18 protein-coding genes and 1 tRNA gene are annotated in these 23,552 nt (G+C 61.1%); 7 read left to right on the top strand and 12 right to left on the bottom strand.

Going from position 1 to position 23,552, the window contains the following annotated elements; genetic code table 11:
* Together CW267_RS05440 and CW267_RS05435 are read right to left on the bottom strand one after the other, a co-directional pair.
* Nucleotides 1–1,503, bottom strand: a complete 1,503-nt coding sequence (locus CW267_RS05440) for a helicase HerA-like C-terminal domain-containing protein (RefSeq protein WP_008807119.1) — start codon at nt 1,501–1,503, stop codon at nt 1–3.
* A 98-nt stretch (nt 1,504–1,601) separates the two neighbouring features.
* A complete protein-coding gene (locus CW267_RS05435) occupies nt 1,602–2,423 on the bottom strand; it encodes a TIM barrel protein (RefSeq protein ID WP_100781447.1) in 822 nt (273 codons plus the stop codon).
* Nucleotides 2,424–2,775: 352 nt separating this feature from the next.
* Here CW267_RS05435 and CW267_RS05430 point away from each other — a divergent pair, with 352 nt between their 5' ends.
* Nucleotides 2,776–4,281, top strand: a complete 1,506-nt coding sequence (locus CW267_RS05430; RefSeq protein WP_004146794.1) for a CoA-acylating methylmalonate-semialdehyde dehydrogenase — start codon at nt 2,776–2,778, stop codon at nt 4,279–4,281.
* Nucleotides 4,282–4,299: 18 nt separating this feature from the next.
* On the top strand, nt 4,300–5,109 hold the full coding sequence (gene iolB / locus CW267_RS05425) for a 5-deoxy-glucuronate isomerase (protein WP_022065407.1): 810 nt from the start codon (nt 4,300–4,302) through the stop codon (nt 5,107–5,109).
* Between the two features lie 841 nt (nt 5,110–5,950).
* On the opposite strand, the gene CW267_RS05415 is transcribed toward iolB, so the two are convergent.
* Nucleotides 5,951–6,808 carry a MurR/RpiR family transcriptional regulator gene (locus CW267_RS05415; protein ID WP_004206536.1) on the bottom strand — a complete coding sequence of 286 codons (858 nt, stop codon included), beginning with the start codon at nt 6,806–6,808 and terminating at the stop codon, nt 5,951–5,953.
* Nucleotides 6,809–6,959: 151 nt separating this feature from the next.
* On the bottom strand, nt 6,960–8,873 hold the full coding sequence (locus CW267_RS05410; protein ID WP_023323533.1) for a bifunctional 5-dehydro-2-deoxygluconokinase/5-dehydro-2-deoxyphosphogluconate aldolase: 1,914 nt from the start codon (nt 8,871–8,873) through the stop codon (nt 6,960–6,962).
* Nucleotides 8,874–9,378: 505 nt separating this feature from the next.
* On the opposite strand from CW267_RS05410, the gene iolD reads away from it, so the two are divergent.
* From iolD to iolE, 4 genes are read left to right on the top strand one after another with little or no spacing between them, the layout of a single operon-like run.
* Nucleotides 9,379–11,319 (top strand): 3D-(3,5/4)-trihydroxycyclohexane-1,2-dione acylhydrolase (decyclizing), encoded by a 1,941-nt coding sequence (gene iolD, locus CW267_RS05405; RefSeq protein WP_004152191.1) that lies wholly within the window; start codon nt 9,379–9,381, stop codon nt 11,317–11,319.
* A gap of 46 nt (nt 11,320–11,365) precedes the next feature.
* On the top strand, nt 11,366–12,379 hold the full coding sequence (locus tag CW267_RS05400; protein ID WP_004152192.1) for a Gfo/Idh/MocA family protein: 1,014 nt from the start codon (nt 11,366–11,368) through the stop codon (nt 12,377–12,379).
* Nucleotides 12,380–12,420: 41 nt separating this feature from the next.
* The gene (locus CW267_RS05395; protein WP_004152193.1) at nt 12,421–13,305 is read left to right on the top strand and encodes a sugar phosphate isomerase/epimerase family protein; all 885 of its coding nucleotides are present in this window, start codon (nt 12,421–12,423) and stop codon (nt 13,303–13,305) included.
* 23 nt (nt 13,306–13,328) lie between these two features.
* Nucleotides 13,329–14,228, top strand: coding sequence for a myo-inosose-2 dehydratase (iolE, locus tag CW267_RS05390; RefSeq protein ID WP_002886970.1), 900 nt, complete (start codon nt 13,329–13,331; stop codon nt 14,226–14,228).
* Between the two features lie 228 nt (nt 14,229–14,456).
* On the opposite strand, the gene CW267_RS05385 is transcribed toward iolE, so the two are convergent.
* From CW267_RS05385 to CW267_RS05350, 8 genes are all read right to left on the bottom strand, one after another.
* A complete protein-coding gene (locus tag CW267_RS05385; RefSeq protein WP_100781448.1) occupies nt 14,457–15,767 on the bottom strand; it encodes an ABC transporter substrate-binding protein in 1,311 nt (436 codons plus the stop codon).
* Complete coding sequence (locus CW267_RS05380) at nt 15,760–16,833, bottom strand: ABC transporter ATP-binding protein (RefSeq protein WP_038422041.1); 1,074 nt, start codon at nt 16,831–16,833, stop codon at nt 15,760–15,762. Before CW267_RS05380 ends, CW267_RS05385 begins: the two co-directional genes overlap by 8 nt.
* 5 nt (nt 16,834–16,838) lie before the next feature.
* Complete coding sequence (locus CW267_RS05375; protein WP_004177645.1) at nt 16,839–17,663, bottom strand: phosphodiesterase; 825 nt, start codon at nt 17,661–17,663, stop codon at nt 16,839–16,841.
* A gap of 10 nt (nt 17,664–17,673) precedes the next feature.
* Complete coding sequence (locus tag CW267_RS05370; protein ID WP_040152710.1) at nt 17,674–18,561, bottom strand: carbohydrate ABC transporter permease; 888 nt, start codon at nt 18,559–18,561, stop codon at nt 17,674–17,676.
* Nucleotides 18,551–19,435 (bottom strand): carbohydrate ABC transporter permease, encoded by an 885-nt coding sequence (locus CW267_RS05365; RefSeq protein WP_165787422.1) that lies wholly within the window; start codon nt 19,433–19,435, stop codon nt 18,551–18,553. Before CW267_RS05365 ends, CW267_RS05370 begins: the two co-directional genes overlap by 11 nt.
* A gap of 130 nt (nt 19,436–19,565) precedes the next feature.
* Nucleotides 19,566–20,585: an NADPH-dependent aldehyde reductase Ahr gene (gene ahr, locus CW267_RS05360; protein WP_064171389.1), complete on the bottom strand. Its 1,020-nt coding sequence runs from the start codon at nt 20,583–20,585 to the stop codon at nt 19,566–19,568.
* A gap of 111 nt (nt 20,586–20,696) precedes the next feature.
* Nucleotides 20,697–22,166, bottom strand: a complete 1,470-nt coding sequence (locus CW267_RS05355) for a SulP family inorganic anion transporter (protein ID WP_100781449.1) — start codon at nt 22,164–22,166, stop codon at nt 20,697–20,699.
* The gene (locus CW267_RS05350) at nt 22,163–22,837 is read right to left on the bottom strand and encodes a carbonic anhydrase (protein WP_022064746.1); all 675 of its coding nucleotides are present in this window, start codon (nt 22,835–22,837) and stop codon (nt 22,163–22,165) included. Before CW267_RS05350 ends, CW267_RS05355 begins: the two co-directional genes overlap by 4 nt.
* 592 nt (nt 22,838–23,429) lie before the next feature.
* Between CW267_RS05350 and CW267_RS05340 the strand changes: the two genes are divergently transcribed.
* Nucleotides 23,430–23,514: transfer RNA gene (locus tag CW267_RS05340), tRNA-Leu, on the top strand.
* Nucleotides 23,515–23,552 lie beyond the last annotated feature (38 nt).

Here is a 23,552-nt window from a genome sequence, read left to right as displayed (position 1 = left end):
TTAGCGCTTGCGTCCGCCCAGCAGGCTGCCCAGCATGCCGCGGACGATCTGATTGGTGACCTGGCGAACCGCGCTTTTCGCCGCGGTCTGCACGATACCGTCGCGTTTGCCGCCGCGCGGGCCGGTGCTGCCGAACAGAATATCTTTCAGGCCGCCGAGTAGCCCATCGTCATCGCCGCTCTGCTGGCCCTTCGCCGGCGGAGCCGACTGCTGCCCGGTGGCGACCTGCACCCCTTGCTGCAGCATCTCAAAGGCCGACTCGCGGTCCACCTCCTCCTCATACTTGCCGTACAGCGGCGAGTGATTCAGCAGGCCATTGCGCTCGTCATCGCTGACCGGACCCATTCGCGAGCAGGGGGCGATAACCATCGCCCGCTCGACCACCGACGGACTGCCTTTCTCATCGAGGAAGGAGATCAGCGCTTCGCCGGTGCCCAGCTCCTGGATCGCCTGCTCGGTACTGAAGGCCGGATTGGCGCGCATGGTCTGGGCGGCGGTTTTCACCGCCTTCTGGTCCTTCGGCGTAAAGGCGCGCAGGGCATGCTGCACGCGGTTGCCCAGCTGACCGAGCACGGCGTCGGGAATATCCGCCGGGTTCTGCGAAACGAAATAGACGCCGACGCCCTTGGAGCGGATGAGGCGGATCACCTGTTCGATTTTATCCAGCAGTACCTGCGGCGCGTCGTTGAACAGCAGATGCGCCTCATCGAAGAAGAACACCAGCTTCGGTTTTTCGAGGTCGCCAGCTTCCGGCAGGCGCTCGTAGAGTTCGGAGAGCATCCACAGCAGGCTGGCGGCATAGAGCTTCGGCATCTGGTAGAGTTTTTCGGCGCTGAGGATATTGATCACCCCTTTACCACTGGCATCGACGCGCATCCAGTCGGCAATATCCAGCATCGGCTCGCCGAAGAAGTGCTCGGCGCCCTGCTGCTCCAGGGTTAACAGCCCGCGCTGGATGGCGCCGATCGAGGCGCTGCTGATATTGCCGTACTGATTCTGAAACGCTTTGGCGTTGTCGCCGATAAACTGGGTGATGGCGCGGAGGTCTTTGAAGTCAAGCAGCAGCAGGCCGCGGTCGTCCGCGATGCGAAAAATAATGTTCAGCACGCCGCTCTGCACCTCGTTGAGATTGAGCAGGCGCGCCAGCAGCAGGGGGCCAAGATCGGAGACCGTCGCCCGAACCGGGTGACCCTTCTCGCCAAAGATATCCCAGAGCACCACCGGGTTGGCGTGCGGCTCCCAGTCGCTGACGCCGATCTTCTCCAGCCGCGCCTGCAGTTTCTCTGAGCTCTGCCCCGCGGCGGCAATGCCGGTCAGGTCGCCCTTGACGTCCGCCATAAATACCGGGACGCCAATCTCCGAGAACGACTCAGCCAGCTTTTGCAGGGTGACGGTTTTACCGGTGCCGGTCGCACCGGTGATCAGCCCATGGCGGTTGGCCATCGCGGGCAGCAAATACAGCGCGTTATCCAGCGTGCGCGCAATCAACAAGGGTGAGCTCATGATCGATTCCTCCATTTATCCTGCGACGATTATAGGCAACCTCGTCGTCCGGCGTTGGGAAAATCGTCACGTGCCGCGCACGCTGTCCAGAGCAGGCTTCAGGCGCAGTGGCGCTGGATAAGCGCGATGCTCTGCTCAATTTCGCGCTCGATATCCGTTTCGCTCCACTGCGCCAGTTCGGGCGCGAAGGGTTCAAAAGCGTATACCCCTTGATAGCCGCGGGCTTCCAGCGCTTTAACCTGCTCGCAGGTGCCGAGACGATCCTGCGGGGTCAGCATGATGCGCTCGGCATCGGTGAGCTGCTCGCGCGGACGGGTATCGTCCACCCCGGAGAGGTGTACCAGACCGATGTCCGCCACCTCCACCTGGCTGAACTCGTCCGCCGCCTGGGGGTAGAGATGGTGATGGAAGGTGTCGATTAGCAGCTTAAACGGCACGCGGGCGTCGTGGATCAGCGTCTGCGCCTGGTGCGCAGAGCGCAGCGAGCTTTGCGGGAAGCCCAGCGGCTCCACCAGGCCGTGGATGCCATAGAACGCAAACAGCGGCGACAGATCGCGCAGGGCGCCCAGGGTGTCGCTGGCCGGCACTTCGCTGCCGTCGTTAAGCGGACAGAGCACCAGCGATTTGGCGCCGATGGCCTGGGCCTCTTTCAGCAGCGATTCGGTCAACTGCCGCACCTCTTCGCTACGACGGTTAAAGGGGTAGACTGCGTTAATCGTCAGGATCTCGATGTGGTAGCGCGCCGCCAGCTCGCGCACCTGCTGATGGCTCAGATCGTCGGTCACTTTTCCGCTGGGTAAATCGTTGCGCAGCTCGACCTTATTCAGGCCCAGACGGTTCACCAGACGGAAAAACGCTTCAATGCTGAGCGCTGGCGCGATTTTGCGGTTAATACAAAAACGTTGCATTGCGATGGCCATAGGACACTCCTGACGGAAGAGGGGATAGGTTCGTTCAATTGGCTAACAGTCAAAACGTTTATTCCAAAATTAGCAAGAATGGAAATGATGAATGTTTGAGCTGTCTCGCAAAATATCACTGGCCCCGACTACGGGGGCGACAGCGTCGGGAAGCCTGGCGTCGAGAGACAACGAGGCGCGATGCGGGAAGCGCACAGGCAATCCGTCGGCGCAAAATGCGACTGTTATCACCAAAATGAAATTTCATTTCACGACAATGTTGAAATATAAATTTCATTTTACTACGGTTATAGCACAGCAGAATCAGCGACGGGCCGGTGTGCGCTGGCCCCCTTCACTATGAGGCGAGAACATGACGATCACAGGAAACTTTATTGGCGGGAAAACCGTTATCAGCAGCAGCAACGAAACGATGCCGGTGTATGACCCGGCGACGGGCAAAGCGGTGCGCGAAGTCACGGTGTCAACCGCGCAGGAAGTCTCCGAGGCGATTCAGGTTGCTCGCGATGCGTTTGACAGCTGGTCCCGTACCACGCCGCTGCGCCGCGCCCGCGTGCTGTTCAACTTCAAAATGTTGCTGGAGCAGCACGTGGAAGAGCTGGCGGGGATCATCGTCAGCGAGCACGGCAAAGTGTGGTCGGATGCGCTGGGCGAGCTGACCCGCGGCATGGAAGTGGTCGAATTCGCCTGCGGGATCCCGCACCTGATTAAAGGCGAATACTCCTCTGACGTCGGCACCGGCGTCGACAGCTATTCGCTGATGCAGCCCCTGGGCGTAGTGGCCGGGATCACCCCGTTCAACTTCCCGGCGATGGTGCCGATGTGGATGTTCCCGCTGGCGCTGGCCTGCGGCAACAGTTTCGTCCTCAAGCCGCCGGCGCTGGCGCCGACGGCCGCCGTGCGGCTGGCAGAGCTGCTGAAAGAGGCCGGTCTGCCGGACGGCGTGTTTAACGTCGTTCACTGCAGCAATGAAGATGCTGAGCAGCTGTACACTGACCCGCGTATTGCGGCGGTGAGCTTCGTCGGCTCCTCCGGCGTGGCGGAGTATATCTACAAGACCGCCAGCGCCCACGGCAAGCGCGTACAGGCCTTCGGCGCCGCCAAGAACCACGCGATTGTGATGCCGGATGCCGATCTCGACGCCACCGTTAACGCCATTATGGGCGGCGCTTTTGGCTCCGCAGGCGAGCGCTGCATGGCGCTGCCGGTGGTGGTGGCGGTGGGAGATGAAACCGCCGACAAACTGATCGCCCGCCTCAAACCGCTGGTGGAAGCGCTGAAAGTAGGCCCGGGCTGCATGCGTGGTCAGGAAGAGAACGAGATGGGACCGGTGGTGTCTGATACCCACCAGAAAAAAGTGCTCGGCTATATTGATAAAGGCGAAAGCGAAGGGGCAAAACTGGTGGTCGATGGCCGCAAACTGCGCGTGCCGGGTTACGACGCGGGCTATTATGTCGGCGGCACCCTGTTCGATCACGTCACCCCGGAGATGACCATCTGGCGCGAAGAGATCTTTGGCCCGGTGCTGGGAATTGTGCGCGCGGCGGACTATGACAGCGCCCTGGAGCTGGTCAACAGCCACGAGTTTGGCAACGGCAGCGCCGTTTTCACCAGCAACGGCCACACCGCGCGTGAATTTGTCCACGACGTGCAGGCGGGGATGGTTGGGGTGAACGTGCCGGTCCCGGTGCCGATGGCGTTCCACAGCTTCGGCGGCTGGAAGCGCTCGGTGTTTGGCGCGTTGAACGTCCACGGGCCGGACGGCGTGCGCTTCTACACGCGCATGAAGACCGCCACCGTACGCTGGCCGGCAGGGCAGCAGACCGTATCTGAATTCAGCATGCCGACATTAGGTTAATCGGCGAAGGAGAGCGCCATGTCGTTACTGGCTAAATCGCGAAAAGAGGGACAGATCCAGCATATTACGCCGCAAAGCGCCGGTTGGCGCTATATCGGCTTTGATGTCTGGATGTTGAAAAAAGGGCAGACCGTGACGCTGGAGAGCGGCGATCGCGAGCTGTGCCTGGTGCTGGTCGCCGGGCTGGCGTCGGTGAAAACGCAGCATGCCGATTTCCCGAATCTCGGTAAACGGATGTCGCCGTTTGAACGCACCCCGCCGTGGTCGGTCTACGTCCCGCCGCAGGATAAAGTCGAGGTAACCGCCGATTCCGATCTGGAGCTGGCGGTATGCAGCGCGCCGGGCAAAGGCCGCTTCCCGGCACGACTCATTCGGCCGGAAGACGTCGGCGTAGAGCATCGCGGGAAAGGGCGCAACCAGCGCCGGGTGCATAATATTCTGCCGGACAGCGCCGAGGCGGACTGCCTGCTGGTGGTGGAAGTGTACACCGACGAGGGGGCCACCAGTTCGTGGCCATCGCATAAGCATGATACCGCCCTGCCGGGCAAAGAGACGCAGCTGGAAGAGACTTACTATCACCGCTTCGATCCGCCGCAGGGCTTTGCCTTCCAGCGGGTCTACACCGACGACCGTAGCCTGGACGCCTGTATGGCGCCCTACAACCACGATGTGGTGATGGTGCCGCGTGGTTACCACCCGGTGGCGGCGATTGCCGGTTACGACAGCTACTATCTGAACGTGATGGCCGGGCCGGATCGGAAATGGTTGTTCACCTGGGAAGATGACCACGCCTGGATCAACACGCCGGAGTACCCGCGCCACGACTGACGCGCTTTGCAGAAGCGGATAAAAAAGGCCGGTTAGCGATGCTAACCGGCCTTCTTGTTTGAGGGCGGCGGGTGTTTGTTAGCGAAACGCTCCGCGGAATCCCACTCCCCGACCCCGCAAGCTCCGGCGCCATACCCGCCTTTGTGCCGGATGGCGCTACGCTTATCCGGCCTACGGTTCGTGTGACCTGCCGTTAATTTATTCACCATTCTTGCTGAAACTGCCGGTGCTGACGGCCTCAAAATCGCTGAGACGTTCCCGGAAGGCCGGGGCAGCCCGCATGGATGCGGGCTGAGGGCCGTGTTTTGCAGGGATGCTGCCTCGGCCCGACCCGAAGCCTGCAGGGATAAGTCGAAGGTACCACGCAGTGGCGATTTTGCTGGCCGGAGCCCGGGGGTACAGGGGGCGGCGGCGACTGGCCGCCCCCTGTGCGCTCCCTGCGCCATGAGGGACATAACGTAGAAGATTAATCGGGAGCGCAATGTGCGCTGAAATCACATGCGACAAACGCTTTTCCCGGATTAATAAAGTTGCATACTAATAACATTATCCCCGGCACCCCGCAGGCGCATATACCTTAGGCCCGGCAAGCGCAGCGCCGCCGGGCAGTCAGGCACCGTACCCGTGGCTGTGCCGGATGGCGGCATAAATGCCTTATCCGGCCTACGAGATCTCGCGTAAGCCCCTATACTCCAGGCCTGGCAAGCAACAGCGCCGCCGGGCAGTCAGGCACCGTACCCGTGGCTGTGCCGGATGGCGGCATAAATGCCTTATCCGGCCTACGGGATCCTCCCGTAAGCCTATACTGCGCCGCCGAGTAACAAACGCCAGGCAACCTATCTCACGCCTTCTGCTTGGCCTCGGACTCCTGGCTGCTGTTCAGCGCCAGCGAAACCGCCAGCGTCTGGGCCAGACACAGGGAGGCAACCTGCGAGCGGAAGCCATCCACCTGCGCTTCACGCACCACAAAGCAGACGTCGCTGAAGGCCGCCAGCGGGCTGACCTGACTGTCGGTGATCGCGATCTGCCGCGCTTTGCGCTGCGCGCCCAGCTCCACCAGCTCGACCACTTCCCGCGCGTACGGCGAGAAGCTCACCGCCACCACCACGTCTTTCGGGCCGACCAGACTCAACTGCTCGGTGAACATGCCGCCGAGGCCGTCGATCAGAAAGGCTTTGCGATCGAGGTGGCGCAGCGCATAGGTCAGATAGGAGGCGACGCTGAACGACCGGCGCAGGCCAATGACGTAGATATTTTCCGCTTCGCCCAGCAGGGCCACCGCGCGCTCCAGCTCATCGCTGGAGGTCTGCATCGCCAGCTGCTGCAGCGCCTGGTTGTTCACCATCGTGAACATATTGAGGATTTCCGTCGGCGTTTCCGGCGGGCTGGACTCATCGCTGGTGGTCTGACGGAACAGACGGGCGCGCTCGGTATAGTTGGCGGTCTCTTCCATCAAATGTTGCTTGAACATCTGTTTCATTTCGTTAAAGCCGCTGAAGCCGAAGGCGTTGGCAAAACGAATCAACGTGGAAGGGGGAACATCCGCCTGTTGCGCAATGGAGGCCACGGTATCGAAAGCCACGCTATTGCTGTTATCAAGGATATAGCGGGCGACCTGTTTCAGGCGTTTGCTTAATGTATCGTAGCGACGCCTGATTTCATCCTGCAGGATGGTCAGCTGTGTTGGGTTATTGGCCATAGAGTGCGCTCTGAGAAAATGGAAGGAATATGGCTTCCAGTGTACCAAATGAAGCGAATTTTTCATTTATTGCGACGAAATACGCGATTCATTTCACGAAGAAACAGAAAAACGCCCGCTCCGCAAGGTGACGGAGACGGGCGTCGGGGGATCAGCGGCGGGCTTCGCGCCAGTAGCCAATAAGCGTCAGGTAGTTGCGTTTCACTTCCTCTATCAGGGCCTCATCGCTGAGCTCACCCTGCATCCAGCGCCGCGACGGCAGGCCAAAGATGGTGCGCCCAACGGCGAAACCTTTGATCATCGGGTGTGCGGCCGCCTCGGCGAAACCGGCGCGCAGTTTGTCGGAAGGCGCGTCGAGGCCGAGGATCAGGATCCCGCGGCTCCACGGATCTTCGCGCTCGATAAGGGCGGTGATCTGCTGCCAGCTGGCGCTGGAGAGCGGCGGCAGCTTCCACCAGTCCGGCTTGATCCCCAGCTGATAGAAGTGTTCCAGCATGGTGTGGTAATGGCGCTCGTCTTTGTCCGGGCCATTTTCCGGCAGGATCACCTCCAGCAGCAGCTCATGGCCTGACTTGTTACAGGCCTGCCACACCTCGAGCAGCAGGGCGTCCTGCTCTGCACGCAGCGCCGCCGGGTCGGCAGGATGATAGAAGACCAGGCATTTGACGACATGCTCCAGCGGCCAGTCGATCAGCTGCGAGCCGATGTTGCCATGCTCCAGACGCAGCGGTCGCGAGCTGGGCAGCTCGATGGGGCGGCCGATCCACCAGCCCTTGCCGGTAATGGCGTTCAGCGCACGCTGGCCATAGGTGCCGTCGGCCAGAATGCCGCTGCGCTGATCGAGACCCGCCTCCTGCGCCGCCGCTTCGGCCGCGGCTAACAACAACAGCTTGAGCTGCGGAATGCAGGCTTCATCGCGCCCGGTCTCCCGTGCCAGGTCGGCCAGCTGTTTGCGATGGTCGAAGGCGAAAATGCACAGCTCCGGCCACTGCTGACGGCGGCTGGTGACCCGGTGCAGGTGGTTGAGGCGCTCGTCGACGTCCGGGCGCGGCACCGATTCGGCGCGCAGCAGGTAGTCATCGAGTTCGACTTTGGTGGGCATCGCTGGCGCGCAGCCGTGGCGGGAGACCACCAGCGCCCCGCAGGCGTTGGCGTAACGGCAAGCCTGCTCCCAGCCTTCGTCGTTGAGCCAGCCGCGCAGCAGACCCGACATAAAGGCATCCCCGGCGCCCAGCACGTTGAGAACCTCCACGCGCACGCCCTGCTGCAGCGGCACCTGGTCCCAGCTGTCCGGGATGTCGCCTTCCAGCACTACGCAGCCCATCGGCCCGCGCTTACACACGAGGGTGGCTTTGGTGGCATTGCGCACATTTTTCAGCGCGGTCAGGGTATCGGTGCTGCCCCCGGCAATATGAAACTCTTCTTCGGTTCCCACCACCAAATCGAACAGATGCAGCACTTCCTGCAGCTGGCTGGTGACCGGCCCGGACTCAATGAAACGGGTTTCGCCATCGCCGAGCGAGGTGAGCCCCCACAGCACCGGACGGTAATCGATATCCAGCGCGGTACGCAGGCCGTGACGGCGAGCGTATTCCAGCGCCTTCAGCACCGCGGCGCGAGTGTTGGCGTGCGACAGGTGGGTGCCAGTCACCGCCAGCGCCCGGGAGGAGGCAATATACTCCTCGCTGATGTCGTCAGGCGTTAAGGCCATATCGGCGCAGTTATCACGGTAGAAAATCAGAGGGAAGGTCTCCTGATCCTTAATCCCCAGCATCACCAGCGCGGTCAGGCGGGATTTGTCGGTGATCAGATACTCGGTATCCACCCCGGCGCGGTTGAGCGTTTCACGCAGGAAACGGCCGTTGTGTTCATCGCCAACGCGCGCCAGCATGGCCGATTTCAGCCCCTGAATCGCGGTGCCAAAGGCCACGTTGCCGGAGGAGCCGCCCAGATATTTCGCGAAACTGGCAACGTCTTCTAGCCGCGAACCGATCTGCTGGGCATAGAGGTCGACGGCCACCCGACCTATACAGATGACGTCGAGCCGCTTTACTGCTGCATTCATAGCTAGGATTTCCTTTTTGGTGTCTGCTGCCTGGAAGGGTCGGGATCCCGACGTCGACTCCGTGAACAGCCTGAGGGTTATTGGTTACCCTTAGTTTGAGAAATAAATATTTCATTTGCAAACTCGTTCGAAATTAAAAAACCAAAAGTGTGAGGGATCTACCACTCTGCCGCACTGAGCCTCGCGCGAGCGTGGATCGGCCCCTCTGTCGCCCCAGGGGAAAGTGAAACGCCGGAAGCTGTTTCTTTACCTATGATTTTTAAGGGGATATTGTCGTGTGGCGCGGCAAAAAAGGGTCCGAAAACGTGTCTGGAATGTAAGTGAAACGTATGAAATGGGTAGAGAGTTTGATCCCTCTCGCAAAATGAAATATTTCTTCTGTATTTGTATTTAATGAAAAAAATGTTTGCCTATAATCCACAGGTATTCCAGTGACGTGAACGACGGCCCCGGCGGCATCGGCGCGACGCCACACACAAATACTGAACAATAAGGATTGTGCATCATGGGCAAACTGAGACTGACAACGGCGCAGGCGCTGGTGAAGTTCCTCGATAACCAGTACCTGGAAGTGGATGGCGTAGAGCTGAAATTCGTGAAAGGCATTTTCGCGATTTTCGGCCATGGCAACGTCCTGGGGCTGGGGCAGGCGCTGGAGCAGGACAGCGGCGATATGCGCGTCTATCAGGGGCGTAACGAGCAGGGGATGGCCCACGCGGCCACCGGTTTTGCCCGCCAGGCCCTGCGCCGGCAGATTATCGCCTGCACCTCCTCCATCGGTCCGGGAGCGGCCAACATGATCACCGCCGCCGGCACCGCCAGCGCCAACCGCATTCCGCTGCTGTTGCTGCCGGGCGATGTCTTCGCCACCCGCCAGCCGGACCCGGTGCTCCAGCAGATTGAACAGAGCTACGATCTCAGCATCAGCACCAATGACGCTTTCCGCGCAGTCAGCAAATACTGGGACCGTATTACCCGCCCGGAACAGCTGATGAGCGCCTGCATCAACGCCATGCGCGTCCTGACCGACCCGGCGGAAACCGGCGCGGTGACGCTGTGCCTGCCGCAGGATGTGCAGGGCGAAGCCTGGGACTACCCGGAATCCTTCTTTGCGCGCCGCGTGCACCGTCTCGACCGCCGCCCGGCCAGCGCCGCGCAGCTGGCGGACGCCGTCGCGGCCATCAAAGCAAGCCGTAAACCGCTGATCGTTTGCGGCGGCGGGGTGAAATACTCCGGCGCGGGCGAAGCGCTGTCCCGTTTCGCCGAGCGCTACGGGGTGCCCTTCGCCGAAACCCAGGCCGGGAAGGGGACGGTGGTCTCGTCTCACCCCCTGAACGTCGGCGGCGTCGGCGAGACGGGCTGTCTGGCGGCGAACCTGCTGGCGAAAGAGGCCGACCTGGTGATCGGCGTCGGCACCCGTTTCAGCGATTTTACCACCGCCTCGAAATGGATTTTCCAGCACCCGGAGGTGCGTTTCCTGAATATTAACGTCAGCAACTTCGACGCCTGGAAGCTGGACGGCATTGCCATGCTGGCGGACGCCCGGGAAGCGATGACCGCCCTCGACGCGGCGCTGGCGGACAGCGGCTGGCAGGCCGGCTGGGGCGCGCAGATCGAGAGCGTGCAGAGCCGTCAGTTAAAAGAGACCCAGCGCGTCTACCAGGCGGTGTGGCAGGAAAAATCCTTTGTGCCGGAGATCGACGATCACCTCGATCGTGAATCGGTGTATCGCGAGTTCCGCCAGATCACCGACTCCACCCTGACCCAGAGCAGCGTCCTTGGGGTACTGAATGAAACGCTGCCGGCCGAGGCGGTGATCGTCGCGGCGGCGGGCAGCCTGCCAGGCGATCTGCAGCGCGTCTGGCGCAACCGCGCGGAAAACACCTACCACGTGGAGTACGGCTACTCCTGCATGGGATACGAAGTCAACGCCGCGCTGGGCGTGAAGCTGGCGCAGCCGCAGAGCGAAGTCTACTCCCTGGTCGGCGATGGCTCCTTCATGATGCTGCACTCTGAGCTGGTCACCTCCCTGCAGGAGCGGGCGAAGATCAACGTCGTGCTGTTCGACAACATGGCCAACGGCTGCATCAACAACCTGCAGATGGAGCACGGGATGGACAGCTTCGGCACCGAGTTCCGCTACCGCCAGCCGGAAACCGGCCAGCTGCAGGGCGGCCTGGTGCCGGTGGACTTCGCCACCATCGCCGCCGGCTACGGCTGCAAAACCTGGCGCGTCACCACCCTGGACGAACTGCGCCACGCGCTGGACGCCGCCCGTCGCGAAACGGTCAGCACCCTGATTGATATTAAAGTGCTGCCGAAGACCATGGTGCACAAATATGGCAGCTGGTGGAACGTCGGGGTCGCCCAGACGGCGCTCTCTGAGCGGATCCGCAAGGTGGCGCAAATGATTAATGAAAAGCGCGCCCAGGCGCGTGATTACTAAAACGAACCTCTACCCTGAATCCTACAGACTTACGGAGAAAACCATTATGTCACTCAAATTAGGTGTCATCGGCGCTGGCGCTATCGGTAAAGAACACATCCGTCGCTGCACCCAGGTTCTGCAGGGCGCCACTGTTGTGGCGGTGTCTGATATCAATGCCGACAACGCCCGTGCGGCGGTCGCGCTGCCGGGCGTGCAGGCGGAAGTCTACGCCGACGGCCACGACGTGATTAACGCCAGCGATGTCGATGCCATCCTGGTCACCTCCTGGGACCCGACCCACGAAGAGTACACCCTGGCCGCCATTGCCGCTGGTAAGCCGGTGTTCTGCGAAAAACCGCTGGCGATGTCTGCGGAAGGCTGCCGTCGCATCGTCGATGCCGAAATGAAGGCCGGCCGTCGTCTGGTGCAGGTTGGCTTTATGCGCCCGTACGACGAAGGCTATCTGGCGCTGAAAAAAGTGATCGACGATGGCGATATCGGCGCGCCGCTGATGCTGCGCTGCGCCCACCGCAACCAGTCAGTCGGCGAGAACTACACCACCGATATGGCGATCACCAACACCCTGATCCACGAGCTGGACGTACTGCGCTGGCTGCTGAACGATGACTACCGTTCCGTACAGGTGCGCTTCCCGCGCTCCACCTCGCACACCCATGCGCGCCTGAAAGATCCGCAGATCGTCTCCTTTGAAACCAAAAAAGGCACCCTGATCGACGTCGAAGTGTTCGTGAACTGCCAGTACGGGTATGACATCCAGTGCGAAGTGGTTGGCGAGACCGGGATTGCCCGTCTGCCGGAGCCGTCGGCCGTCCAGATGCGTAAGTCCGCCAGCCTGTCGACTGCCATTCTGACCGACTGGAAAGACCGCTTTATCAAAGCCTACGACGTCGAGCTGCAGGCCTTTATCAACGACGTCAAAGCCGGCCAGCTGCACGGCCCGTCGGCCTGGGACGGCTACGCGGCGTCGGTGGCGGCGGATGCCTGCATTAAAGCGCAGGGAACCAGCGAGCCTGTTGAAGTGACGCTGCCCGAGTGCCCGGCATTCTACAAACGTTAAGGATGTTTTGCTGACGGAACTTCTTTGCACAGGTAACGACGATGAAAATTGCCTTTGATGTGGATGTGATTAAGGACCTCGGGATCACCCGCATGGTCCATCAGGTAGCGGAGTGGGGCTACAAGTACATTGAACAGTCGCCGCACCCGCAGATTAACCCGTTCTACAAGCACCCGCGCGCCAGCCGGGAGATCATGGCGGAGTACAAGCAGGCGCTGCGCGATACCGGCCTTGAGCTGTCGTCGTTTATCTGCGTCTACCGCTGGTCTGGCCCGGACGAACTGCGCCGTCAGGCGGCGGTGAAAAACTGGAAACGGCTGGTGGAAATTGCGGTGGAGATGGGCGTTCAGGTGATCAACACCGAGTTCTCCGGCGATCCGAATCAGCCCGAAATCTGCGATGAAATGTTCTATCGCTCAATGGAAGAGCTGTTGCCAATTTTTGAGCGGGAAGGCATCCGCGTGGAGATCCAGGCGCATCCCTGGGATTTCTGCGAAGAGAACAATGAAACCGTCGATATTGTGAAGTCGTTCCGCAGCGATAACGTGAAGTACGTCTACAGCGTGCCGCACACCTTTTTCTACGACAAAGGCGTCGGCGACGTGGCGAGCATGCTGCGCTATGCCGGGAGCGATCTCTCCCATGTCCTGATTGCGGATACCCGCAACCATACGAAACATTGCCGCTATATCGTTAACCCGCCGGGCGTGGATGCCGTGGTGCATCAGCACGTAGGCGTCGGGGAAGGGGATGTGGATTTCGACGCGCTGTTCCGCACCCTGCGCGAAATGAAATTCGCCGAGCAGACCTTCAAGGTCGGCGGGGAGCCGATTGTCGCCACCTCGCTGTTTGGCTACCCGGAAAAAATGAAATACCAGGCAGTGGAAACCCGTGAACTTATTGAACGTGAATTGCTGCGCCGGTAAGGCGCAGCGGCAGGAGCCCTACTATGAACAAAGATAACGTCAAACTGGCTATCGCCCCGATCGGCTGGACTAACGATGATATGCCGGAGCTCGGCAGCGAAAACACTTTCCAGCAGATCGTCAGCGAAATGGCGCTGGCCGGCTTTACCGGCAGCGAAGTCGGCAGCAAATATCCGCGCGACCCGGCGGTCCTCAAGCCGATGCTGGATATCCGCGGCATTCAGATCTGCAACGCCTGGTTCAGCACCTTTTTCGCCAACGGCCAGCGGGAAAAAACCATTGATGAATTCGTCAATCACATGAACTTCCTTCATGCGATGGGGGCGAAAGTGATTGGCTGCTCCGAGCAGAGCGGCAGCATCCAGGGGCTGGATAAACCGATCCTCGGCGATGCGAAGCCGTGCTTCAGCGACGAAGAGTGGCAGCGGGTAGCGGAAGGCTATAACACCCTCGGCCGCCTGGCGGCGGAGAAGGGGATGCAGGTCTGTCTGCACCACCACATGGGCACCGGCATTCAGACCACCGCGGAAATCGACAAATTTATGTCGCTGGTGGACGAGCGCGTCTTCCTGCTGTTCGATACCGGCCATGCCTGGTATTCCGAAGGCGGCGAAGCGCCGATGCTGGCGATCCTCAAAAAGTATCTGCCGCGCATCAACCACGTTCACCTGAAAGACGTCCGTCCGCCAGTGATCGACCAGGTGCGCCGCGACGGCCTGTCGTTCCTCGACGGCGTGAAAAAAGGCACCTTCACCGTCCCGGGCGACGGGGTGATCGATTTCCGTCCGGTGTTCAAGCTGCTGGACGACTTTGGCTATAAAGGCTGGATGGTGGTGGAAGCCGAGCAGGATCCTGCTCTGGCCAATCCTTTCGAATACGCCGTCAAAGCGCGCAAATATATCCGCGAAACGGCAGGGATCTAATCGTTGTGACATTTTCAGGCCATACCGGGTATGGCCTGCTTTTTTTCCTTCCTCAACCGGACTCAGGGCTTAACCACGGCGCCGTACCGTCCCCTCTCCCTGATTCAGGGCTCAACCACGGCGCCGGACAGTTCCCTCTCCCGGATTCAGGGCTTAACCACGGCGCTGTACCGTCCCCTCTCCCTCAGGGAGAGGGCCAGGGTGAGGGTGACGATGACGGGTAAAGCGTCACTTCACTTCCGCCAGCGCGGTCTTATCCACATAAGGTTTCATCAGCGCGTCGGCTTCCTTCTGCGCCGTCTGCACCGCCGCTTCCGGCGTCACTTTGGCATCATTGACCACCGCCGCCAGCTGGTTCTCCATCGCCTTACGCACCGCCACGGTCTCCCAGGTGGAGTACCACGGATGGGCGTACTTCAGCTGCTCAAGCGCGATCGCCGCCCGCGGATCCTGCTGCAGATAGGCCTTCATCTCCGGCATATCGTATGACGCCTTGCGCGGCGAGAAGTAGCCGGTGAAGCGGCTCCACGCGCCGTTCACCTCGGGGCTCACCAGATAGGTCAGGAACTGATACGCCGCTTTCTTCTGCGCCTCGTTGATGCCTTTAAAGCTCACCAGGCTGGCGCCGCCGATCGGCACCGCGCGCTGCTCTTTGGCTGGCAGCATCGCCACCCCAAGCTCAAAGTCTTTGCTGTTCTCGCGCATAAAGCCCAGCGCGCCAGTGCTGAGCATCGCCATCCCGAGCTTACCGGAGAAGAACGCGGCGCTGATCTGCTTCGAGTTCAGCACCCCGGACGGCATCACCTTGTCCTTGTAAATCAGATCCTGCCAGAAGCGCAGGGCGCCGATGGCGGTCGGCGAGTTGTAATAGACCTCGCCCGGATAGTCTTCGTTAAAATATTTCCCGCCGTTGGCGCGCACCAGTGCCGAGAAGATCCAGCCGCCGTAGTCGTCGTTGGTCGACGGCAGCATGATCCCCCACTGGCCTTTGCTTTCGTCGGTCAGCTTTTTGGCATCGCCCAGCAGCTCGGCCCAGGTCTGCGGCGGCTGTTTGATCCCGGCCTGATCGAACATCGTCTTGTTGTAGTAGAGGATCGGCGTCGAGTTATGGAACGGGATCGCATAGGTGGTGCCCATCACCTGGGCGTTCTTATGCATCGCGGGCCAGAATTCCTTTTGCAGAAAATCGCCAGCCTTTTGATCGCCATATTTAAACAGCTCGTCCATCGGCAGGATCTCATCCTTCAGCGCCAGATCGGTGGTGAAGTTGGCGGACATGATCACCAGCGCCGGCGGCTGGCCGGCCTTCTGCGCCGATTCGGCTTTGATCTTGGTGGTGTCGTAGTTGCCGGTGAAGATGCCGCGCACTTCGACATCCTGCTGCGAGTCGTTGAATTGCTTAATGACGCGGGTCATCTCCATGGTCAGCTTGCCGTCCACCGGCGCCGGGAACATGAAGTCTATTTTCTCTTTCGCCAGCGCCGCGCCGCTCAGGGCAAGACTGAGGCCAACCGCGACCACCGTAAGAGGTTTAAACATGATTACACTCCATCAGTAAATTATGCTGGGTCTCAGCATGAAAAAGATGCACATCGGCAGGCGAGAAGCCGACCAGTAGCGACTCGCCTTTCTCCGGCACCGTGCCGCGGTGGCGGCGGCTAAAGCGCAGGGTGCCGATCGGGGTGCTGACGTGGAGCAGGTAATCGGCCCCCATCAGTTCTCGTTGCAGAACGGTGGCCGGCAGGCGCAGATGGCCCTCCTCCACGCGGTCGGTAATATGTTCCGGGCGAACGCCCAGCCAGACGCGGGTCTGATCCCGGTGGCGCGGCGGCAGCGGATAGCGCTGTTCTCCCAACAGTACTTCACCGTTGGCGCAGGGCAGCGACAGCAGGTTCATCGCCGGCGAACCGATAAACCCGGCGACGAACAGGTTGGCCGGGTTGGCGTACAGATACTCCGGGCGCCCGACCTGCTGTACGTGGCCACCGTTCATCACCACGATGCGGTCGGCCATCGACATCGCCTCGGTCTGGTCGTGGGTCACATAGATGGTGCTGGTTTTCAGCTGCTGATGGAGGGCCATAATGCTGTCGCGCACTTCGCTGCGCAGGCGGGCGTCGAGGTTGGAGAGCGGCTCGTCCATCAGGAACAGCCGCGGATTGCGCACAATCGCCCTGGCCATCGCCACCCGCTGGCGCTGGCCGCCGGAGAGCTTCGCCGGTTTGCGGTCGAGCAGCGCCTCCAGCTGCAGCATCTGCGCCACCTTATCCACCCGCGGCTGCCAGCTGCTTTTCTCTTCCTTGCGCACCTTCATGCCGAAGGTGATGTTGTCGCGCACCGACAGATGCGGAAACAGGGCATAGTTCTGGAAGATCATCGCGAAGTTGCGCTCGCGCGGCGTGGTGGCGGTGATGTTCTCATCATGCAGCCAGATTTGGCCTTCGCTGACCGGCTCCAGGCCGGCGAGCAGGCGCAGCAGGGTGCTTTTCCCGCAGCCCGACGGGCCGACCAGCACCACGAATTCGCCTTCGTGAATATCCAGCGACAGGGCGCTGAGCGCCGGTTTACCGTCGAAACGTTTACTGATATTTTGCAGACTGAGCATAGCGGTTAGCGCTCTTCCGTTGGGCAACTGATGTTTTCGTCGTACAGCCACGGCCCGGCGTAGTGGGCCAGCGAGTGCTGGTAGCTCACCCACTGCTCACCGACCTGACGGTGCATCAGGCACGAGGCCGGAGAGAGGTCGTAATAGGGCCGGGTGTCTTCGTGGCAGTACGGCACCTGATGAACGGTGCCGGGAATGGTGGAGATCAGCGCCTGGCGATACTGGGTCATGGTCAGGCTGTGGTTATGGCCGCAGAAGATGCGCGTCAGCGACGGGAAACGCTCCACCAGCGCCAGCAGACGGTGGCCGTTTTCGCAGGCGATCGGGTCCATCTGCGCATTGCCCAGCGGCAGCGGCGGGTGGTGCATAAAGATCGTTGCCGGTTTGTCGCCGCCCTCGAACAGTTGCGCCTCCAGCCAGCTGATGGTCTCGTCGGTCAGCCAGCCTTTTGACGTGCCGGCATGACTGGAGTCGATAAACAGCAGGCGGGTGGCGAAGTCATCCACCACATAGCGCATATTTTGCGGATCGTTGCCCAGCTGCGGGCACAGCGGGTGAAGATGCTCCAGAAAATGGGCTTTGTCGTCGTGGTTGCCGGGGATCAGATACAGCGGATAGTTCAGGCTGCCGAGGATCTGGCGGGCGACCTGATACTCCTCCGGACGGCCGCAGTTGACGATATCGCCGCTCACCACCACCGCATCCGGGCGTTCGCGCAGCGCGTTAAGTTGAGAAACCACATCAGCATTGGCGGCATTGACGTCGATAAAGCCATACAGCTTCTCGCCACGACTGCGGAAATGGGTATCGGAAATGTGCGCTAACAGCATGAATAACTCCTTATTTGATCCCGGAGAAGCCGAAGCTTCGCAGGAACTGTTTCTGGAAAAGGATGAACGCCAGCATCAGCGGCAGGCAGACCATCAGCGTCCCGGCGCCGATGGTGCCCCACTGGCCGCCGGATTCAGCGCCCATGGCGAAAGAGACCAGCCCAACCGTCAGCACCTGCTTATCGGGATCGTTGAGCATCATCAGCGGCCACAGGTACTCGTTCCAGTGGTAGGTAATGCTGACGGTGGCGAAGGCCAGCACCGACGGCCAGGACATTGGCAGCAGCACGCGGAACAGCACCTGCCACCAGCGGCAGCCCTCCATCAGCGCCGCCTCCTCCAGCTCTTTCGGGATGGCGAGGAACGCCTGACGCATCAGGAACACGCCGAACGCCGAGGTGAAGTAGGGCATCATCACCCCGGTGAGGGTGTTGAGCAGGCCGAAGGTTTTCAGGGTCAGCATGTTCGGCACCATCATCACTACCGGCATGATCATCAGCTGCACCAGGAACAGGAGAAACAGCGTCTGCTTGCCGCGAAACTCGTGGCAGGCGAAGACGTACCCGGCGGTGGTGATGGTCAACAGCTGCACGAAGAAGGTGCCGAAGGTGAAGATAAGGGTGTTGGCGTACAGGCTCAGCCAGTCGGCGCTGTTCCAGGCGTCGCGGAAGTTATCGAGGGTCAGCGGCAGGCGGGGCAGCAGCGAGGCCATATCTTCCCCGAAGGTGGTAGCGCTGAACGAGGTCGCCAGCATCCAGATAAATGGGCTGATCCACAGCAGCGCCAGGCAGCACATTAATACTGTCAGCGTAAAGGGCGACGAGCGGCGCAGGCGCAGCCACAGCGGACGGGCGGCGGCGGGCGTGCGGACCAACAGCGGCGAGATTTCAGCGCTCATAGTGGGCTCCTTTCTCCAGCAGTTTCAGGTTAATCAGCGAGAAGGCGAACAGCCCGGCCAGGGTCAGGAAGGTGGCGGCGGAGGCTTTGCCGAGGTCGTGGGTATCCCAGGCGAGATTCTGGATGTAATAGAGCAGCACGGTGGTGGCGTTGTCCGGCCCGCCGCGGGTCATCACCGCCACGTGGTCGATCTGGGTGATGGAGTAGATCAGCGCGGTGGTGATCACAAAGCTTAGCGTCGGGCGCAGCAGCGGTAACGTGACCTTAAAAAAGACCTGCGTGCGGCTGGCCCCCTCCATCAGCGCCGCTTCCCGCGTCGAGGCCGGAATGCTCTGCAGCCCGGCGAGGAAAAACAGCATGTAGTAGCCGGCGAACTTCCATACGCCGATCAGCGCCAGGGCCAGCAGCGCGCTGTTGCTGCGCCCCAGCCAGTTGTTGTTCATCGGCCCGAACAGCTTCGCCAGATAGTGGTCGAGCAGGCCGAGGCCGGGCATAAAGATAAACAGCCACAGCGCGGCGGCGCTGACCATCGGGATAATCATCGGGAAGAAGAAGGCGGTGCGCAGCCAGCGGTTGACGCGATGGTTCTCGCTCAGGGCGACCGCCAGCAGCAGGGCGAGGGTCACCCCGGGCACTACCGTCAGCAGGATATAGAGCAGGTTATTGCCCAGCGACTGCCAGAAGACGTTATCGGCAAACAGGCGGGCGAAGTTATCCAGCCCGACGTACTGCGCGCCGTCGCTGGCCATGCGGGTATCAAACAGGCTGTCATACACCGAACGCCCCAGCGGGAACCAGGTAAACAGCAGTAAAAACAGCAGGGAAGGCGACAGGATCAGCCAGGGAAGCCAGGTCTTTCTCATGGTGACGCGCATCTCGTTCAGCCATTTATCGAAGCCCGGATTGTGGGAAGCAATGACTACAGAGGCATGGCGGGGAGATGACGGTTTGATGAAGCGACGGGGAAAACGCCGGGCGAGCGGGCCGCCCGGCGGGAGAGAACCATCAGAAGTCGGCTTTCAGCACCGCGCGGTAGCGGGCTTTGCCTTCGCGAACGTGCTTCAGCGCTTCGTTAATTTGCGACATCGGGAACAGCTCGGTGGTCGGGGCCACTTTGCTGCGCCCGGCGAATTTCATCAGCTTACGCAGTTCGGACGGATTACCGGTCGCCGAGCCGGAGATGCTGCGGTCGCCGCCGATCAGGGTAAAGGCCGGTACCGGGAAAGGCTTCATCACCGCGCCGACGGTGTGGAAGTTGCCGCCGTAAGCCAGCGCCTGGAAGTACGGCTGCCAGTCGAGATCCACCGCCACGGTGTTGATGATCAGGTCGAACTGACCGGCCAGCGCTTTTAAGGCTTCAGGATCGCGGCTGTTGACCACGCGATCGGCACCCATCGCCAGCACTTCCTGCTCTTTCGCCGAGTTGGAGCTGAAGGCGGTCACTTCCGCGCCCATCGCCCGCAGCAGTTTAATGGCGATATGGCCGAGGCCGCCGATGCCGATCACGCCGACGCGGCTGGTGGCGGTGACGTGGTGGGTCAGCAGCGGTTTAAAGACGGTGATGCCGCCGCACAGCATCGGGCCGGCGGACGCCAGATCGATGCTCTCCGGCAGGGGGATCACCCACTGCCAGTCGGCGCGCAGCTTATTGGCGAAGCCGCCGCGGTTGAGAATGGTCGGCACCGAGCCTTCCAGACAGTTGATCTGGTTGCCGCTGATGCAGGCGTCGCAATGGCCGCAGCTGCGCGCCGTCCAGCCGATGCCGACCTTCTGGCCAATCTTCAGCCCTTTATCCTGCGCCGCGCTGCCCAGCGCCGCCACCCGGCCAATCACCTCGTGACCGGCTACCAGCGGGTAGCTCGACATTCCCCATTCGTTGTCGATCATCGACAGGTCCGAATGGCAGATCCCGCAGTATTCCACTTCAACTTCGACATCTTCCGGCTGCAGCTCGCCGGCATCGTATTCCCACAGCGACAGATCGGCGCCCGCTTCTTTGGCGGCGTAGCTTTTAATGATGCTCATGTTCATTTCCTTGGGGTTGGCGTGATAACCCAGAAAGTGTAGAGCATGGTATTCCCCGGCGCTTGGCAATCGGAGGGGTCGCGAAGCGGGCGGACCAGCCGCCCGTTAAGGTCAGCGGCTGGCCAGCGGCCACTGGTTAAGGCGGATGCCGCGCTGAGGGGCGTTCTCGGCAAAATCATCCAGCACTGCCTGCACGTCCGGGTCGAGGTAGCCGACGCTGTCGTGCTCGACGATCACCACGCTCTTTTCCGGAATCTTCGCCAGCAGGGCCAGCAGATGCGGATTGTGCATAAAGGTCAGATTCTGCTGGATGCGCAGCACGTAGTGGTCATCGTAGCGCGCCAGCTGCAGCGAGTGGCGATGGCTGCGCCAGAGGCTGAAAGCCATCTGGGTGGCAAGACCAATCCCAATCCCCGCCAGCATGCCGAAGGCAATAATCCCGCCGATGGTGGCGAGGAACGGAACGTACTGCGCCGCCCCCTGGCGGAACTGCTCGATGAACAGCCGCGGCGTCGCCAGCTTATAGCCGGTATACAGCAGCACGGCGGCGAGGCTGGCGAGCGGGATCAGGGTCAGCAGGCCGCTGAACCACAGGCCGCAGATCAGCAGCAGGACGCCGTGGATAAAGATCGACAGTTTGCTCTGCGCGCCATTGCTGACGTTCACCGAGCTGCGGACGATCACCGCGGTGATCGGCATCGCCCCCAGCACGCCGGAGAGCAGATTGCCGACGCCCTGGGCGACCATTTCGCGGTTCGGCGAAGGCGGCGGATTTTGCGGGCGCAGCTTTTTCAGCGCCTCCTGGCTGAGCAGGGTTTCGAGGCTGGCGACCAGCGCCAGGGTCACCGCCACCACCCACACCGACGGATTGCGCCACGCGCTCCATGCGGGAGACTCCAGCTCGCCCAGCAGATCGCCGAGGCTGCCGAACGCCGGCAGGGTAATACGCGGCAGAGCGGCCAGCTGCTGCGGCGCAAAATGGGTCAGCAGCAGGGTGGTCACGCAGCCGAGCAGGACGGCGATCAGCGGCCCGGGGATCCAGCGCAGGCTCTTCACCCGGCGGATAAGCGGCGAGCCCCACAGCCAGAGCACCAGCAGACCGCCCGCGGCGACAGCAATCGCCTTGATGGAGAAAGCGGCATTGCCCTGAACCACTTCGGCAAGCCCGGTCTCTTCCGCCGTGCCGAGCGCGACGGGGATCTGCTGCATAATCAGCAGGATGCCGATCGCCGCCAGCATGCCTTTGATGACGCTGGCGGGAACGAGGGAGATAAAGCGCCCGGCCCGCAGAATGCCGAACAGCAACTGCAGCACGCCGGCCAGCACCAGCGCCATCAGGAAGACGGAGAAGGAACCCAGGGATTCAATGGCGGCGACGACGATGGTGACCAGTCCGGCGGCGGGGCCGCTGACGGCGAAGCGGGAGGGGCTGAGGGCGGTGACGACCAGGCCGCCGATGATGCCGGTCAGCAGGCCGACGAAGGGCGGTAAGCCGCTGGCCTGGGCGATGCCGAGGCACAGCGGCAGGGCGACAAGGAAGACGACGATGCCGGCGAGAGAGTCCTGACGAAGCGTGTTCATGGGGCGTGCTCCTGCGGTGAGAGGTGTTCGACGAGGGTGGTTAAATGGCCGGAAGCCAGATCGTAGACGCAGCCGTGCAGGCTGAGCGGCCGCCCGCTGGCGAGCACCGTCTGCACCGGCTCACTCTCCAGCAGACGGGCGAACTGGGCGCGAACGTTGGCTTCCACCAGGGCGTCCAGCGCATGGCGAGAGGGCTCCGCGTCGGTGCTGGCGCCGGCGCCGGGGGAGGCCGCAACACAACAGTCATCGGCGATCTGCGCCATTTCGTGATGCAGGGTGTGGCGCAGCTGGCCGATGCGGCGAGCCAGCGCCGAGGACTCCTGCGCCAGCGGCAGGGTGGGCAGGGAGAGCGCCGCCTGCACACCGCCGCAGCCGTAGTGGCCGCAAAGCACCACCCGCTCCACCTCAAGGTAGTGGAGGGCATACTGCAGGACGCTCATGACGTTGTCGTCGGCGGGGTCGAGCATGTTGGCGATATTGCGGTGGACAAAGAGCTCGCCGGGCTGGCTGCCGGTGAGCACCTCGGCGGGCACGCGGCTGTCGGAGCAGCCGATCCACAGCGAGTGGGGCCGCTGCCCGTCGACCCATTTTTCGAAATAGTCCGGGTCATGCTGACACTTCTGCAGCGCCCAGCTGCGGTTGCGGGCCAGCAAAGGTTTTAACGTCGTCACAAGTATTCTCCTGAGTTAATTCATCGAGTGAATATGTCCATCAAGACTCGTACAGCGACTAGTAAAAATAGTGTTTACCGGAACCCTTCACGCCTGAGGAAAATCCTGGAATAAACGGCAAAAAGAAAACTTTTCATTAATGTAAAGTTATAAAAATATTGATGAAATTAATATTTGGCTGCGGAGTGGGTGAATAACAAAAAAGCATTGGCTAAAACTTTCTGGAATATATGGGAATGATGGTGGGTGGGGTTGGGGGGAATATTTGAGGAGTGGATATTGGGGATGAGTGGGGAGCGTTGGGTTGTGTTGAGGTATGCGGGTGAGAGTGATGTGAGAACAATTTGAGATGATTTTGAGTGGGGTTTGGGGGATAAAGGGGGAAAGGGGAGTGGCTGGCAGGTGGAGCTGGGTTTGCGGGAGGGGGCAGTGGTGATGGCTGATGTTATTGGCGCCCTGGAATAGCGGCAAAAGGTGACGCCGCGCAGGATAGCGCTGTTTTTTTCAACACTTAGCGCGATGACGACACGCTGTCGCTTGCATGACCGCCGACGACAGGTATAATCCAGAACGTTTCCGCATCCCCTTCAGTGCCGAAGTGGCGAAATCGGTAGACGCAGTTGATTCAAAATCAACCGTAGAAATACGTGCCGGTTCGAGTCCGGCCTTCGGCACCATCGGAACATCAATAGACGTCAACGGACGTCTTTTTTTG

This window comes from Klebsiella sp. X1-16S-Nf21, assembly GCF_002837615.1.
Lineage (GTDB): Bacteria > Pseudomonadota > Gammaproteobacteria > Enterobacterales > Enterobacteriaceae > Klebsiella > Klebsiella variicola.
This window is presented reverse-complemented; position numbering and strand designations above follow the sequence as displayed.

What these genes read in the sequence shown, in the direction of transcription:
- CW267_RS05435 (WP_100781447.1), bottom strand. Translation starts at nt 2,423, where the DNA reads ATGGCCATCGCAATGCAACGTTTTTGTATTAACCGCAAAATCGCGCCA.
- iolD (WP_004152191.1), top strand. Translation starts at nt 9,379, where the DNA reads ATGGGCAAACTGAGACTGACAACGGCGCAGGCGCTGGTGAAGTTCCTC.
- CW267_RS05440 (WP_008807119.1), bottom strand. Translation starts at nt 1,503, where the DNA reads ATGAGCTCACCCTTGTTGATTGCGCGCACGCTGGATAACGCGCTGTAT.
- CW267_RS05410 (WP_023323533.1), bottom strand. Translation starts at nt 8,873, where the DNA reads ATGAATGCAGCAGTAAAGCGGCTCGACGTCATCTGTATAGGTCGGGTG.
- ahr (WP_064171389.1), bottom strand. Translation starts at nt 20,585, where the DNA reads ATGAGCATCATTAAAAGCTACGCCGCCAAAGAAGCGGGCGCCGATCTG.
- CW267_RS05380 (WP_038422041.1), bottom strand. Translation starts at nt 16,833, where the DNA reads ATGCTCAGTCTGCAAAATATCAGTAAACGTTTCGACGGTAAACCGGCG.
- iolE (WP_002886970.1), top strand. Translation starts at nt 13,329, where the DNA reads ATGAACAAAGATAACGTCAAACTGGCTATCGCCCCGATCGGCTGGACT.
- CW267_RS05395 (WP_004152193.1), top strand. Translation starts at nt 12,421, where the DNA reads ATGAAAATTGCCTTTGATGTGGATGTGATTAAGGACCTCGGGATCACC.
- CW267_RS05355 (WP_100781449.1), bottom strand. Translation starts at nt 22,166, where the DNA reads ATGAACACGCTTCGTCAGGACTCTCTCGCCGGCATCGTCGTCTTCCTT.
- CW267_RS05400 (WP_004152192.1), top strand. Translation starts at nt 11,366, where the DNA reads ATGTCACTCAAATTAGGTGTCATCGGCGCTGGCGCTATCGGTAAAGAA.
- CW267_RS05385 (WP_100781448.1), bottom strand. Translation starts at nt 15,767, where the DNA reads ATGTTTAAACCTCTTACGGTGGTCGCGGTTGGCCTCAGTCTTGCCCTG.
- CW267_RS05370 (WP_040152710.1), bottom strand. Translation starts at nt 18,561, where the DNA reads ATGAGCGCTGAAATCTCGCCGCTGTTGGTCCGCACGCCCGCCGCCGCC.
- CW267_RS05375 (WP_004177645.1), bottom strand. Translation starts at nt 17,663, where the DNA reads ATGCTGTTAGCGCACATTTCCGATACCCATTTCCGCAGTCGTGGCGAG.
- iolB (WP_022065407.1), top strand. Translation starts at nt 4,300, where the DNA reads ATGTCGTTACTGGCTAAATCGCGAAAAGAGGGACAGATCCAGCATATT.
- CW267_RS05365 (WP_165787422.1), bottom strand. Translation starts at nt 19,435, where the DNA reads ATGCGCGTCACCATGAGAAAGACCTGGCTTCCCTGGCTGATCCTGTCG.
- CW267_RS05415 (WP_004206536.1), bottom strand. Translation starts at nt 6,808, where the DNA reads ATGGCCAATAACCCAACACAGCTGACCATCCTGCAGGATGAAATCAGG.
- CW267_RS05430 (WP_004146794.1), top strand. Translation starts at nt 2,776, where the DNA reads ATGACGATCACAGGAAACTTTATTGGCGGGAAAACCGTTATCAGCAGC.